This window comes from Pseudomonas gingeri (assembly GCF_013385425.1).
In the GTDB taxonomy this organism is placed as follows: Bacteria; Pseudomonadota; Gammaproteobacteria; order Pseudomonadales; family Pseudomonadaceae; genus Aquipseudomonas; species Aquipseudomonas gingeri_D.
The window spans coordinates 49,903-63,789 of the sequence record NZ_JACAQA010000032.1 but is presented as its reverse complement, the minus strand read 5'-3'; the positions used below and the strand labels follow the sequence as shown (position 1 = coordinate 63,789).

Below are 13,887 nucleotides of genomic sequence, written 5' to 3'. Positions count from 1 at the left end.
TAGGAGCGCGCGTCGGCAGCGGATCGCGTTCGCTTGCGATCAATTGCGTTGTCGGTTCAAGCGCCCGGCTGCTCCAGCTCCAGCCCCACGCCCAATTGGCGTGACAGGCACGGCCAGCGCTTCCACGCCGCCTCGGTGTCCGGGCTGTGCAGGCGCTCGCGATAGGTTTCCACCGACTCCAGGGCAAAACTTTCTTCGTTGAGCATCTCATCGACCGCGTGATGCACCGCTTCATCCAGCTGGTTGGCGAATGTCTCGCCGATCAACTGGTGGGCGATCAGGTTGGCCACGGTAATGTCCGAGGGAATCAGCGGCTGGCCGAAATGCTTGATGTACAGGTCGTTGACCTCCTCCACCAGGCGATGCGCCAGATAGGCTTCGTCCAGCAGGCCGTCGAGCCCGACATGGCCGTCCAGGATCGCCGGGGGTTGCAGGAAAAACTGCTCGGCGATAGTCAGCACCGGCTTGATCTGCGATTCGATGCCGGCTTCGCGCGCCACCTCATTGGCCGCATCCAGCAAATCGGGAACCAGGTCGATATAGGCTTTGACAAACCGGGTCAGCACGCCTTTGGCGTCAACATCCGGCAGTTGAATAGCGGGGTGAAGGTGCGGCAATTGAACTTCAAGTTGACGCGTCAACTGGCCACTACCGGCCTCGTGTTGATGGGCACGTTGAATCTGCTCGCGCAATGCGGCGGTGTTCATGAAAACTCCAGGGGGGGACGGCAAAGGGAAAATAGGGAGAGTACAAAGTAGCTGGGTTATAAAAGATGTTCAGACGCATTTGTAATAATTATTTCATGCTTATATGCGTGGGTTATATCGGTTTGCCGTCATTTCTGCTCTGCCCCAGGTAATTCGTGGCCTCCAGCCTGATGCAAAGTCGTCTTCAGTTCATTTCCCAGATCGCATGGCGCTGTCCCGGTCGCTGTCTATACTCGATTTCGTAGGGAGTTAGCTGTTGACGCCCGGCAGCTGTTGCAGGCCCGGCCGAATGGTCCGCTTACGCAGTACGACCATTCCCTTGGCCGCAGGTGAAAGCCGGCGGGATAACAAGAACGATAAGGGGAACCCGCAATGATGCGACATCCACGAGTCTGGATGGGCCTCCTGTTGTGGTCGATATTCAGTCAGGCGCATGCCGCCTGGACCGTGAATATGACGCCTGGAGCGACGGAAGTCAGTCACGAGATCTTCGATCTGCACATGACCATTTTCTGGATCTGTGTGGTGATCGGCATCATCGTGTTCGGTGCGATGTTCTGGTCGATGATCATGCACCGACGCTCCACTGGCCAGGTGGCGGCCAAGTTCCATGAAAGCACCACCGTGGAAATCCTCTGGACCATCGTGCCCTTGCTGATCCTGGTGGTCATGGCGATTCCCGCGACCGCCACGCTGATCAAGATGTACGACACCAGTGAGTCGGACGTCGATATCCAGATCACCGGCTATCAGTGGAAATGGCACTACAAATACCTGGGCCAGGATGTCGAGTTCTTCAGCAACCTGTCCACCCCCGCCGAACAGATGCATAACCAGGCGCCCAAGGGCGAAAACTACCTGCTGGAAGTCGACCAGCCGCTGGTCTTGCCGGTGGGCGCCAAGGTGCGTTTCCTGGTGACCTCCGCCGACGTGATCCATTCCTGGTGGGTGCCGGCCCTGGCGGTCAAGCGCGATGCCATTCCGGGGTTCTTCAACGAAGCCTGGACCCGGATCGACAAGCCCGGCCTCTACCGCGGGCAATGTTCCGAACTGTGCGGCAAGGACCACGGTTTCATGCCGGTGGTGGTCGATGTCCGCACCAAGGCCGACTACGACAGCTGGCTGGCCGATCGCAAGGCCGAGTCCGCCAAGCTCAAGGAACTGACCAGCAAGGAGTGGACCCTCGACGAGCTCAAGGAGCGCGGCGACAAGGTCTACCACACCACCTGCGTGGCCTGTCACCAGGCCGAGGGCCAGGGCCTGCCGCCGATGTTCCCGTCACTCAAGGGCTCGAAAATCGCCACCGGTCCCAAGGAGGACCACCTGCACCGGGTGTTCTTCGGCAAGCCGGGCACGGCCATGGCGGCCTTCGGCAAACAGTTGTCGGAAGTCGATATCGCCGCCGTCGTGACCTACGAGCGTAATGCCTGGGGCAACAACAAGGGCGACATGGTCACGCCCAAGGAAGTCCTGGCGCTGAAACAGGCGGAGGGCAGTAAATGAACAGCTCCGTCGCGTGTTCGCTGAACCGGTCGGAGCCGAGGCTCCCGGGCCAAGCCGTTCCCCCGTTTGCAGGAGACAGGACATGAGTGCAGTGATCGATGACCATGGCCATGGCGGCCACGATGAGCACGCCGCCCACGGTCCCGCCAAGGGCCTGATGCGCTGGGTGCTGACCACCAACCACAAGGATATCGGCACGCTGTACCTGTGGTTCAGTTTCGCCATGTTCCTGCTCGGCGGCTCCTTCGCCATGGTGATCCGCGCCGAGTTGTTCCAGCCGGGGCTGCACATTGTCGAGCCGGCGTTCTTCAACCAGATGACCACCATGCACGGCCTGGTGATGGTCTTCGGCGCGGTGATGCCGGCCTTCGTCGGCCTGGCCAACTGGATGATCCCGCTGATGATCGGCGCGCCGGACATGGCCTTGCCGCGGATGAACAACTTCAGCTTCTGGCTGTTGCCGGCGGCCTTCTCGCTGATGGTCTCGACCCTGTTCATGCCCGGCGGCGGGCCGAACTTCGGCTGGACCTTCTATGCGCCGCTGTCGACCACCTACGCGCCCGAAAGCGTGACCTTCTTTATCTTCGCCATCCACATGATGGGCATCAGTTCGATCATGGGCGCGATCAACGTGATCTCGACCATTCTCAACCTGCGTGCGCCGGGCATGACCCTGATGAAGATGCCGCTGTTCGTCTGGACCTGGCTGATCACCGCGTTCCTGCTGATCGCGGTGATGCCGGTGCTGGCGGGTGTGGTGACCATGATGCTGATGGATATCCATTTTGGCACCAGCTTCTTCAGCGCCGCCGGTGGCGGCGATCCGGTGCTGTTCCAGCACGTGTTCTGGTTCTTCGGCCACCCCGAGGTGTACATCATGATCCTGCCGGCGTTCGGCGCGGTCAGTGCGATCATCCCGGCGTTTTCCCGCAAGCCGCTGTTCGGCTACACCTCGATGGTCTACGCCACGGCGAGCATCGCCTTCCTCTCGTTCATCGTCTGGGGCCACCATATGTTCGTGGTCGGCATTCCCCTGGTCGGCGAGCTGTTCTACATGTACGCGACCATGTTGATCGCGGTGCCGACCGGGGTGAAGGTGTTCAACTGGGTCAGCACCATGTGGCAAGGTTCGCTGACCTTCGAGACGCCCATGCTGTTTGCGGTGGCCTTTGTCATCCTGTTCAGCATCGGCGGCTTCTCGGGGCTGATGCTGGCGATGGCGCCGGCGGACTTCCAGTACCACGGCACCTATTTCGTGGTGGCGCATTTCCACTACGTGCTGGTGCCGGGGGCGATCTTCGGGATCTTCGCGTCCACCTACTACTGGCTGCCGAAGTGGACCGGCCACATGTACGACGAAACCCTCGGCAAGCTGCACTTCTGGCTGTCGTTCATCGGCATGAACCTGACCTTCTTCCCGATGCATTTCGTGGGCCTTGCGGGGATGCCACGGCGGGTGCCGGACTACAACCTGCAGTTCGCCAACTTCAACATGGTCTCCTCGATCGGTGGCTTCATGTTCGGGGTCACCCAGCTGCTGTTCCTGTTTATCGTCATCAAGTGCATCCGCAGCGGCCCGCCGGCCCCGGCCAAGCCCTGGGATGGCGCGGAAGGCCTGGAGTGGAGCATTCCGTCACCGGCGCCGTACCACACCTTCACCACGCCGCCGGAAGTGAAATAGATCATGGCCGACTCGATCTCGCTCAAGCGCCTGGTCACACGCCTGTTGTTGGTGGTGGTAGCGATGTTCGCCTTCGGTTTTGCCCTGGTGCCGCTCTACGACGTGATGTGCAAGGCCTTCGGGATCAACGGCAAGACCGCCGGGCAGTATGAAGGTGAGCAGGTGGTCGACCTGTCACGCAAGATCGGCGTGCAGTTTCTCTCGACCAATGCCGTCGACATGGTCTGGGAGTTCTATCCCAAGGCCAACCAGTTGACCGTGCACCCCGGTGCCGTCAACGAGATGCTCTTCGTGGCCTACAACCCCACCGACCATGTGATGAAGGCCCAGGCCATCCCGAGCATCGCCCCGGCGAATGCGGCGGTGTATTTCCACAAGACCGAATGCTTCTGCTTCACCCAGCAGACCCTGCAGCCCGGGCAGCGCATCGAGATGCCGGTACGTTTCATCGTTGACCGCGACATGCCCAAGGATGTGAAGCAACTGACACTGGGCTACACGCTGTTCGACATCACCGCCCGCAATCCGCCCGTGGCGGGTACGGGCGGCTAGGACATTTGGCGTGCCCGATAAGGAGAACAATAAATGGCGATTCATGAGCATTACTACGTACCGGCCCAGAGCAAGTGGCCGATCATTGCCACGGCGGGCATGCTGACCACGATGTTCGGTCTGGGCACCTGGTTCAACGACCTGAAGGCGGCGCGCCCGGATTCCCACGGCCCGCTGATTTTCTTCGTCGGCGGACTGCTGCTGGCCTATATGCTTTTCGGCTGGTTCGGCACGGTGATCAAGGAAAGTCGCGCCGGGCTCTACAGCCCGCAGATGGACCGCTCGTTCCGCTGGGGCATGAGCTGGTTCATCTTTTCCGAGGTGATGTTCTTTATCGCCTTCTTCGGCGCGCTGTTCTATGTGCGCAATCTGTCGGTGCCCTGGCTGGCCGGTGACGGTGGCGCGAAAGGGATCGCCCACCTGTTGTGGCCGAACTTCCAGAATGCCTGGCCCTTGCTGAACAACCCCGATCCGAAGCTCTTTCCCGGCCCCAGGGAAACCATCAGTCCCTGGGGCTTGCCGCTGCTCAATACCGTGTTGCTGGTCAGTTCCAGCGTCACCGTGACCATCGCCCACCATGCCCTGAAGAACGGCCATCGCGGCGCGCTGAAGATCTGGCTGGCGATCACCGTGCTGCTGGGGATCGCGTTCCTGAGCTTCCAGGCCAAGGAATACATGCATGCCTATCACGAGCTGGGGCTGACCCTGGGCTCGGGCATCTACGGCGCGACCTTCTTCATGCTCACCGGTTTCCACGGTGCCCACGTGACCATCGGCACCCTGATCCTGTTCGTGATGCTGATGCGGGTCATGCGCGGGCACTTCAATGCCGAGCATCAATTCGGTTTTGAAGCGGCCAGTTGGTATTGGCACTTCGTCGACGTGGTCTGGATCGGCCTGTTCGTCTTCGTCTACGTACTTTGAGCCTTGCGGGGCGCGGGTTCCTACCAGGGCGCCGAGGACACCAGTTGGCCGCTGAAAAAGCCCCAGGTGATCAAGGCCAGGGTGATCACGGCAAGCCCGACCCGCACGGTGAGGGCATGGACCAGGCGCTTGGAGTGCGCGTCGTCCTTCACCAGGAAGAACAGGCCGCTGAACAGGCTGGCCACCGTGGCCAACAGCATCAGGACAATCGCCGCTTTCAACATGGTGAGACTCCGGGGGAGATGCGCATGCAATTGAGTATAGCGAGTCGAATAACGGCCGCAGGAGCGCGGTCATGAGGCGCTTCCAGCCCGGCATCGCGCCGACCCTGGTGGTGCTTGTGCTGCTGCCGTTGCTGGTCTGCCTGGGGTTCTGGCAGCTGAGTCGCAGCGAGCAGAAACGCGTGCTGCTGGAGAACCATGCCCAGCGTCGCACTTCCGAACCGGTGGCGGGCGACCAGTTGAAAGCCATGACCGATCCGGCCTTTCGGCGGGTGCGATTGAGCGGGCAGTTCGACGCCGAACACAGTTACCTGCTGGATAACCGCATGCGCGACGACCGGGTCGGCGTCGAGCTGTTGCAGCCGTTCCACGACGAGGCCAGCGGCCTGTGGTTGCTGGTCAACCGGGGCTGGTTGCCCTGGCCGGATCGGCGCACGCCGCCGGTGTTCAGCACCCCTGCGCAGCGGCTGGAAATCGGCGCCTGGGTGTATGTCTCGCCTGGCGCGACCTTCCAACTGGGCAGCGACCCGGCCAATGCGAGCTGGCCACGGCTGGTGACCGCGATCGACCCGGACAAGCTCTGGGCGGAGCTGGGACGCACAGGTTTCAACTACGAACTGCGCCAGGAGTCCGGCCCGGCGGCCTATGAGGCCGGCTGGCCGGTGGTCTCCGAAGGCATGGGGCCGGAAAAACATGTGGCCTATGCCGTGCAGTGGTTCGCCATGGCACTGGCGCTGTTCGGCCTTTATCTCTACCTCGGATGGCATAACGCAAGGGAGAAACACCATGGGAGCGGCCATGAATCCACTGAACACAGCTGAAGCCCCGACCCCGCCACGGCGTGCCCGCGGTCGCTGGCAACTGATCATGATCCTGTTGGTGGTGATCGGCCCGATGGTCCTCGCCACCGGGATGTACAAGTTGCAGTTCTGGGTGCCGGAGAGCCGCAGTTATCACGGCGAGTTGATCGGCAACGGTGAAAGCCGTGCCGACCTGGGCGTGCAGACCGACGAGCAGCGCTGGCAGATGCTGGTGACCGCGCCGGGGGATTGTGCCGCGGACTGCCAGCAACTGGTCTACCTGGCGCGGCAGATCCAGATCGCCCTGGGCCGCGATGCTTCCCGGGCCAGCCATGCCCTGGCGACGGCGCAACCCCTGGAGACGTTCTACGACGCCAAGCTCAAGCGCGAATACCCGCAGTTGCAACGCTACCCGCTGGATCTTGCGGCCTACAACCGGGCGGCCAAGGGCAACGGCGCGGCGCAACTGTGGATCGTCGATCCCCACGGCAACCTGGTGCTGCGTTATGACGCGGGGGTCAACGGCAAGGACCTGCTCAACGACCTGGTGCAACTGTTGAAACTGTCGAATATCGGATGAGGGCATCGTCATGGCCAAACCTGGATTTCGCCTCGCGCTGTTCGCCACGCTGCTGGCGCTGATTGTCGTCCTGCTGGGCGCCTACACCCGGCTGACCCACGCCGGCCTGGGCTGCCCCGACTGGCCGGGCTGCTACGGCTTTATCAGCGTGCCCCAGAGCGAAGCCCAGCTGGCCCATGCCGAATTGCATTTTCCCGATACCCCGGTGCAAGCCCACAAGGGCTGGAACGAGATGGTCCATCGCTACTTCGCCGGGACCCTGGGTCTGCTGATCGTGCTGCTGGCCGCACGCTCCTGGCATGAACGCCGGCGTGACGGGCAACCACTGAAGCTGCCGCTGTTCCTGCTGGGAGTGGTCTTCGCCCAGGCGGCCTTCGGCATGTGGACGGTCACCCTCAAGCTCTGGCCCCAGGTGGTCACGGCGCATCTGCTCGGCGGTTTTGCCACCTTGAGCCTGCTGTTCCTCCTGACCTTGCGCCTGTCCGGCGTGCTGCCGGCGCTGGCGGTGCCACGGCGTTTGCAGCGCTGGGCCACGGCCGGGTTGCTGCTGGTGATTCTGCAGATCGCCCTCGGCGGCTGGGTCAGTTCCAATTATGCGGCGGTGGCCTGTATCGACCTGCCGACCTGTCACGGGCAATGGTGGCCGAACGCGGATTTCGCCAATGGTTTTCACCTCACCCAGCATATCGGCCCCAACTACCTGGGCGGCCAGCTCGACAGCGATGCGCGCACGGCCATTCACCTGACCCACCGCATCGGCGCCCTGTTGGTGGCCCTGGTGCTGCTAGGCCTGGCCTGGCAACTGCGGGCGGTGGGCATGACCCGGCTCGCCGGGTTGCTGCTGCTGGCGCTGGCGGCGCAGATCTGCCTGGGCCTGAGCAATGTCTACTTTCATCTGCCGCTGCCGGTGGCCGTGGCGCACAATGCTGGCGGCGCGGCCTTGTTGCTGACGCTGGTGCTGGTCAATTACCACGCGCGTACCGCGCTGGTCCGGGTGCGCGCGCAAGCGCCGGCACGCTGGCGTCTGAGCCCGATCAAAGCGGTCCATGCGCCCATCACGATCAAGGGAGAAATGCCGTGGCGACTGTAATCGGTGAGGCCCAGGCCCAGGCGCTCTGGCGCGACTACCTGGAGCTGACCAAACCCAAGGTGGTGGTGCTGATGCTGATTACCTCGCTGGTGGGCATGTTTCTCGCGACCCGTGCCGGCGTGCCCTGGACCGTGCTGGTGTTCGGCAACCTGGGCATCGCCCTGTGTGCCGGCGGCGCGGCGGTGGTCAATCATGTGGTGGATCGGCGCATCGATGCGCTGATGGCCCGCACCCACAAGCGGCCGCTGGCCCAGGGCCGGGTATCGCCGGCGGCGGCGCTGAGTTTCGCGCTGGTCCTCGCGGTGCTCGGGCAGGCCTTGCTGCTGAGTTTCACCAACCCGCTGACGGCCTGGCTGACCCTGGCGTCCCTGCTCGGTTACGCGGTGATCTACACCGGCTTTCTCAAGCGCGCCACGCCGCAGAATATCGTGATCGGCGGCCTGGCCGGGGCGGCGCCGCCGTTGCTCGGCTGGGTCGCGGCCACCGGTCATGTCAGCGCCGAACCGCTGTTGCTGGTGCTGATCATCTTCGCCTGGACCCCGCCGCATTTCTGGGCCCTGGCCATCCACCGCAAGGAAGAGTACGCCAAGGCGGATATCCCGATGCTGCCGGTGACCCATGGCGAGCATTACACCAAGGTGCATATCCTGCTCTACACCTGTGTCCTGCTGGCGGTCAGCCTGCTGCCGTTCGTGATCCACATGAGCGGCCTGCTCTACCTGGTCTGCGCCACGCTCCTGGGCGCGCGTTTCCTGAACTGGGCGTGGGTGCTGTACCGTGGCAGTCAGCCGCATGCGGCGATCAACACCTTCAAGTACTCTATCTACTACTTGTTCCTGCTGTTTATCGCGCTGCTTGTCGATCACTACCTATTGTTGAATCTATGACTCGAGTTCAGAAAACCGTTTTTATTCTCGTCGCCGTGGTGGCCCTGGTCCTGGGCCTGACGGTCAACAAAGTGATCCATAACCAGCGCCAGGGCGAGCCCACGGCGATGATCGATGCGGGGATCATCCTGCTGCCCCAGAGCCGTTCGCTGCCCGGGGTGAAGATGACCGACCAGAACGGCCAGCCGGTGCAGGTCGACGAGCTCAAGGGCAAGTGGAGCCTGCTGTTCTTCGGCTACACCTTCTGCCCGGACATCTGCCCGACCACCCTCGCCCAGTTGCGCCAGATCAAGAGCGAGTTGCCCAAGGACGTGGTCGGCCAGTTGCAGGTGATCCTGGTGAGCGTCGACCCGAACCGCGATACGCCGCAGCAGCTCAAGCAGTACCTGGGGTATTTCGATCCGGATTTCCGCGGGCTGACGGCGGGTTCGATCGACGACCTGCAGAAGGTCGCCAATGCGCTGAGCATTCCGTTTATTCCGGCGGACACCAGCAAGCCCAACTACACCGTCGACCATAGTGGCAACCTGGCGATCGTCGGGCCGGACGGTACCCAGCGCGGCTTTATCCGCGCGCCGCTGAACAACCAGAAGCTGGTGGCGCAGTTGCCGGGTTTGCTCACGCGCAAGTAGCCGCTATTTGGCAAACATCTGCCCGATATCCTTGAAGGCCTTGAACTCCAGGGCATTGCCGCACGGGTCGAACAGGAACATGGTTGCCTGTTCGCCCACCTGCCCCTTGAAGCGCACGTAGGGTTCGATCACGAACCGGGTGCCCTTCTCTTTCAGGCGCTCGGCCAGCGCTTCCCAGGTTTCCCATTCCAGCACCACGCCGAAATGCGGTACCGGCACGTCGTGGCCGTCCACCGGGTTGCTCAACGCCTGTTCCTGGGCCGCCGTCTTGGCCTGGTAGTGAATCACCAACTGATGACCGAAGAAGTCGAAGTCCACCCAGTGATCGCTGCTGCGTCCTTCCGGGCAGGCAAAAACATCGCCGTAGAAATGTCGGGCCGCGGCCAGGTCATGGACCGGGATTGCCAGGTGGAAGGGTGAAAGCGCCATGTCGGATACCAGGCTGGGGGAAGGAGCTTTCAGTGTAGCGATGATTATTTTGCTGAAAAGCGCATATTCTTGTTTCCGAGCCCGACTATTTTTGTTGAGTAAGCCATGCTTCGTGAACTCAAGACCTTTATCCGCGTTGCCCGCGAAGGCACCTTTGTCGCCGCCGGCCAGCAGGTGGGGCTGACCCAGTCGGCGGTCAGCGCGCAGATGCGCGTGCTGGAGCAGAACCTCGGGGTGCGCCTGTTCGACCGCAGTGGGCGGGCTGCCGTGCTGAATGCGGCGGGTCGCCATGCGCTGCCCCTGGCCGAGCAGATCCTCGCCTTGTACGGGCAGATGGCCCTGTCGACGAGCGCCGCCGAGTGGCAGGGGGAGTTGCGTATCGGCGCCATTGCCACGGTGCAGACCGGTTTGTTGCCCCAGGCCTTGCCGCGCTTTCGCCAGGCGGCGCCACGGGTGGAGTTGAAGCTGGTGCCGGGGGTTTCCCTCAATCTGCTGGGCCAGGTGGATGCCGGTGAGCTGGACCTGGCGCTGTTGATCAAGCCGCCGTTCGAGCTGCCCAAGGAGTTGCTGGAGATTCCCCTGGCCAGCGAGCCCTTTGTGCTGATCGCGCCGCTGCATCTGCCGGGTGATGACCCGCTGCAATTGCTCGCCGAGCAGCCGTTCGTACGGTATGACCGGGCATCCTTTGGCGGGCGGCTGGTCAGTCAGTTTCTGCGGGAACAGCGGATACAGGTACGCGATGCGCTGGAGCTGGATGAGCTGGAAGCGATTGCGCGGATGGTGGAGTGCGGGCTGGGGGTGTCGCTGGTGCCCCGGGCGGGACTGTGGTTGCAGCGGGCGGATCAGTTGCGAGTGATCGGGTTGGGGGCGCTGACTTTCGAGCGGCAGTTGATCGCGGTGTTGCGTCGCGCCCAGCGGCAGCCGGCGCTGGATTGTCTGCTGGAGTGTCTGCGTCAGCCGGTATAACGGCCTGTTCGATTCCTTGCAAACGGCACCAACCCTTGTAGGAGCAGGGCTTGCCCGCGGCCCTGAAGGCCACTAAAAGCTTCGCGGGCAAGCCCTGCTCCTACAGGAACGGTGTTCGGTCTTAACTGTGTGGCTTAGAACGCCGGTACGATCGCGCCCTTGTACTTCTCGAGGATGAAGGCTTTCACTTCAGGGCTGTGCAGCGCCGCGACCAGCTTCTTCATCGCGTCCGAATCCTTGTCGTCCTCGCGGGCCACCAGGATGTTCACGTACGGCGAGTCGCTACCCTCGATGATCAGTGCGTCCTTGGCCGGGTCCAGCTTGGCTTCCAGGGCGTAGTTGGTGTTGATCAGGGCCAGGTCGACCTGGGTCAGCACGCGCGGCAGGGTGGCGGCTTCCAGTTCGCGGATCTTCAGGTCCTTGGTGTTCTCGACGATGTCTTTGGGCGTCGACAGGATGTTGGTGGCGTCCTTCAGCTTGATCAGACCGGCTTTCTGCAGCAGCAGCAGGGCGCGGCCGCCGTTGGTGGCGTCGTTCGGGATCACCACATTGGCGCCGCCTGGCAGGTCGGCGAGTTTCTTGTACTTGCTGGAGTAGGCGCCCAGGGGCTCCACATGCACGCCGGCAACGCTGACCAGGTGGGTGCCCTTGCTCTTGTTGAACTCATCCAGGTACGGCTGGTGCTGGAAGAAGTTGGCGTCCAGGCGTTTCTCGGCCACTTGCACGTTCGGTTGCACGTAGTCGGTGAAGACCTTGACCTTCAGGTCCACGCCTTCCTTGGCCAGGACCGGTTTGACGAACTCGAGGATTTCCGCGTGGGGGACCGGCGAGGCGGCAACGGTCAGGGTTTCGGCGGCGTGGGCCGAGAGGGCGGCAACGGCGGCAAAGGCAGCAATCAGTTTTTTCATCGAACGACTCCATGTGAGGGGCGCATGCCGGCCTGGGGCCGGCTTATTCAGGTGTAAAAAGCGGATTTTACTTACGGGAAAAGTGCACCACCAGCCGGTCGCCGATGCTCTGCAGCACCTGCACCAGGACGATCAGCATGATCACCGTGACCACCATGACATCGGTCTGGAAACGCTGGTAACCATAGCGGATCGCCAGGTCGCCGAGGCCGCCGGCACCGACCACACCGGCCATGGCGGTATAGCTCACCAGGGTAATGGCGGTCACGGTAATCGCCGCGAGAATGCCCGGCCGGGCTTCCGGCAACAGCGCATTGAGAATGATCTGGCGGGTGGTCGCGCCCATCGCCTGGGTGGCTTCGATAATGCCCCGGTCGACTTCGCGCAGCGCGGTTTCCACCAGCCGCGCGAAGAACGGCGCGGCGCCGATCACCAGCGGCGGGATGGCCCCGGCCACGCCCAGGGAGGTGCCGGTGAGAAGCACGGTGAACGGAATCATCACGATCAGCAGGATGATGAATGGCAGCGAGCGCACCACGTTCACCACGAAGGCCAGGATCGCGTAGGTAGCCTTCTGCTCCAGCAACTGGCGCGGGCTGCAGAGGAACAGCAGGATCCCCAGGGGTAGGCCCAGCAGGATGGTGAACACCAGCGAGGTGCCGAGCATCAGCATGGTATCGCCTGTGGCTTCCCAGATATCCGCCCAGTCGACGTTGGCGAAGAAATTCAGAAACAGGTCCATCAGCGCAGTACCTCCATATGGACGTCGGCGGCGGTGAAGCGCGCGAAGGCGGCCTCCATGTCGCCGCCGGTGACGGCGAGCGTCAGTTGCCCATAAGGGGTGTCCTTGATGCGGTCGATGCGCCCGGCAAGGATGCTGTAGTCCACGCCGGTTTCACGGGCGACGGTACCCAGCAGCGGCGCGTAGGTGGCTTCGCCCTGGAAGGTCAGACGCACTATACGGCCCGGCACATGGGCGAAGTCGTCACGCTGCTCGCTTTCGTCGATCTGTTCGTCTTCCTGGACGAAGCGGCGAGTGGTCGGGTGCTTGGGGTGCAGGAACACCTCGGCCACCGGACCCTGTTCGACGATCACGCCGGCATCCATCACCCCGACCACGTCGCAGACCCGGCGGATCACGTCCATTTCATGGGTGATCAGCACGATGGTCAGCTTCAACTCGCGATTGATCTCGGCCAGCAGTTGCAGGACCGACGCGGTGGTTTGCGGGTCGAGGGCGCTGGTGGCTTCGTCGCACAGCAGGATCTTCGGTTTGGTCGCCAGGGCGCGGGCAATGCCGACGCGCTGCTTCTGGCCGCCGGACAACTGGGCCGGGTATTTCTTCGCGTGGTCGGACAGGCCGACCCGTTGCAAGAGTTCGGCGACCCGCTGGTCGATCTCGCGCCGGGACAGCTCGCCGGCCAGGGTCAGCGGCAGCGCGACGTTGTCGGCCACGGTCTTGGAGGCCAGCAGGTTGAAGTGCTGGAAGATCATCCCGACCTGTTGGCGGAAACGCCGCAGGCCATTGGCGTCGAGCGCCGTGACCTCTTCGTCGTCGACGATGATCTGGCCGCCGCTGGGGGCTTCCAGGCGATTGATCAGGCGCAGCAGGGTACTTTTTCCCGCGCCGGAATGACCGATCAGGCCGAAGACCTGGCCGTTCTCAACCCGCAGGTTGGTGGGGTGCAGGGCGGGAATATCCTTACCGGCGACCCGGTAGGTTTTATGGACGTTATGAAACTCGATCACGTAGCGAACCTTGTGGGGCGCAATGGAAAAAGGTCAGCGGTTAGCCGGGCGGGCATTTTAGCCTGTCCGTATAGGTCGTCTTAGCATTTATTTCGCATTCTACCTTTAATTTGGGCATATCTCGATCAGCGGCGGTCGTCGCGCCGAGCGCCGTCGAGTGGCGGTATTGGCTGGCAGTCTCCCCATCAGCGGGTAACGGGTTTACATCGATTGTGCTGTGTTGTGTAGGAGGTTTCTTTTGTGTGAAGTTCAGGGTCT

General features: G+C 62.6%; 16 protein-coding genes. 10 read left to right on the top strand and 6 right to left on the bottom strand.

What is annotated here, in order from left to right:
* Positions 1-56: 56 nt before the first annotated feature.
* Positions 57-707, bottom strand: a complete 651-nt coding sequence (locus HX830_RS27980) for a hypothetical protein (protein WP_177103917.1) — start codon at positions 705-707, stop codon at positions 57-59.
* Positions 708-1,079: 372 nt separating this feature from the next.
* Between HX830_RS27980 and coxB the strand changes: the two genes are divergently transcribed.
* The 4 genes from coxB (at position 1,080) to HX830_RS27960 (ending at position 5,367) form a co-directional block, all read left to right on the top strand.
* Complete coding sequence (gene coxB / locus HX830_RS27975) at positions 1,080-2,210, top strand: cytochrome c oxidase subunit II (protein ID WP_152736538.1); 1,131 nt, start codon at positions 1,080-1,082, stop codon at positions 2,208-2,210.
* 82 nt (positions 2,211-2,292) lie between these two features.
* Positions 2,293-3,891: a cytochrome c oxidase subunit I gene (ctaD, locus tag HX830_RS27970; RefSeq protein ID WP_100939988.1), complete on the top strand. Its 1,599-nt coding sequence runs from the start codon at positions 2,293-2,295 to the stop codon at positions 3,889-3,891.
* Between the two features lie 3 nt (positions 3,892-3,894).
* The gene (locus HX830_RS27965; RefSeq protein WP_103496254.1) at positions 3,895-4,443 is read left to right on the top strand and encodes a cytochrome c oxidase assembly protein; all 549 of its coding nucleotides are present in this window, start codon (positions 3,895-3,897) and stop codon (positions 4,441-4,443) included.
* Positions 4,444-4,476: 33 nt separating this feature from the next.
* Positions 4,477-5,367 (top strand): cytochrome c oxidase subunit 3, encoded by an 891-nt coding sequence (locus tag HX830_RS27960; protein WP_103496255.1) that lies wholly within the window; start codon positions 4,477-4,479, stop codon positions 5,365-5,367.
* Positions 5,368-5,387: 20 nt separating this feature from the next.
* Here HX830_RS27960 and HX830_RS27955 read toward each other — a convergent pair whose 3' ends face one another.
* Positions 5,388-5,591 carry a twin transmembrane helix small protein gene (locus HX830_RS27955; protein WP_100939991.1) on the bottom strand — a complete coding sequence of 68 codons (204 nt, stop codon included), beginning with the start codon at positions 5,589-5,591 and terminating at the stop codon, positions 5,388-5,390.
* A 71-nt stretch (positions 5,592-5,662) separates the two neighbouring features.
* On the opposite strand from HX830_RS27955, the gene HX830_RS27950 reads away from it, so the two are divergent.
* From HX830_RS27950 to HX830_RS27930, 5 genes are read left to right on the top strand one after another with little or no spacing between them, the layout of a single operon-like run.
* Positions 5,663-6,409 (top strand): SURF1 family protein, encoded by a 747-nt coding sequence (locus tag HX830_RS27950; RefSeq protein WP_152736535.1) that lies wholly within the window; start codon positions 5,663-5,665, stop codon positions 6,407-6,409.
* Positions 6,375-6,968 carry a hypothetical protein gene (locus tag HX830_RS27945; RefSeq protein ID WP_152736534.1) on the top strand — a complete coding sequence of 198 codons (594 nt, stop codon included), beginning with the start codon at positions 6,375-6,377 and terminating at the stop codon, positions 6,966-6,968. The genes HX830_RS27950 and HX830_RS27945 overlap by 35 nt, the downstream gene beginning before the upstream one ends.
* A 10-nt stretch (positions 6,969-6,978) precedes the next feature.
* The gene (locus HX830_RS27940; RefSeq protein ID WP_152736533.1) at positions 6,979-8,058 is read left to right on the top strand and encodes a COX15/CtaA family protein; all 1,080 of its coding nucleotides are present in this window, start codon (positions 6,979-6,981) and stop codon (positions 8,056-8,058) included.
* Positions 8,046-8,945: a heme o synthase gene (cyoE, locus tag HX830_RS27935; RefSeq protein ID WP_177103915.1), complete on the top strand. Its 900-nt coding sequence runs from the start codon at positions 8,046-8,048 to the stop codon at positions 8,943-8,945. Before HX830_RS27940 ends, cyoE begins: the two co-directional genes overlap by 13 nt.
* Complete coding sequence (locus HX830_RS27930) at positions 8,942-9,577, top strand: SCO family protein (protein WP_177103914.1); 636 nt, start codon at positions 8,942-8,944, stop codon at positions 9,575-9,577. Before cyoE ends, HX830_RS27930 begins: the two co-directional genes overlap by 4 nt.
* A gap of 3 nt (positions 9,578-9,580) precedes the next feature.
* Here HX830_RS27930 and HX830_RS27925 read toward each other — a convergent pair whose 3' ends face one another.
* The gene (locus HX830_RS27925; protein WP_103496261.1) at positions 9,581-10,006 is read right to left on the bottom strand and encodes a VOC family protein; all 426 of its coding nucleotides are present in this window, start codon (positions 10,004-10,006) and stop codon (positions 9,581-9,583) included.
* Positions 10,007-10,111: 105 nt separating this feature from the next.
* Here HX830_RS27925 and HX830_RS27920 point away from each other — a divergent pair, with 105 nt between their 5' ends.
* Positions 10,112-10,972, top strand: a complete 861-nt coding sequence (locus HX830_RS27920) for a LysR family transcriptional regulator (RefSeq protein ID WP_177103912.1) — start codon at positions 10,112-10,114, stop codon at positions 10,970-10,972.
* A gap of 134 nt (positions 10,973-11,106) precedes the next feature.
* Here HX830_RS27920 and HX830_RS27915 read toward each other — a convergent pair whose 3' ends face one another.
* The 3 genes from HX830_RS27915 to HX830_RS27905 form a co-directional block, all read right to left on the bottom strand.
* Positions 11,107-11,880: a MetQ/NlpA family ABC transporter substrate-binding protein gene (locus HX830_RS27915; protein ID WP_177103910.1), complete on the bottom strand. Its 774-nt coding sequence runs from the start codon at positions 11,878-11,880 to the stop codon at positions 11,107-11,109.
* Between the two features lie 67 nt (positions 11,881-11,947).
* Positions 11,948-12,622, bottom strand: coding sequence for a methionine ABC transporter permease (locus HX830_RS27910; RefSeq protein WP_103496264.1), 675 nt, complete (start codon positions 12,620-12,622; stop codon positions 11,948-11,950).
* Complete coding sequence (locus HX830_RS27905; RefSeq protein ID WP_103496265.1) at positions 12,622-13,629, bottom strand: methionine ABC transporter ATP-binding protein; 1,008 nt, start codon at positions 13,627-13,629, stop codon at positions 12,622-12,624. Before HX830_RS27905 ends, HX830_RS27910 begins: the two co-directional genes overlap by 1 nt.
* Positions 13,630-13,887 lie beyond the last annotated feature (258 nt).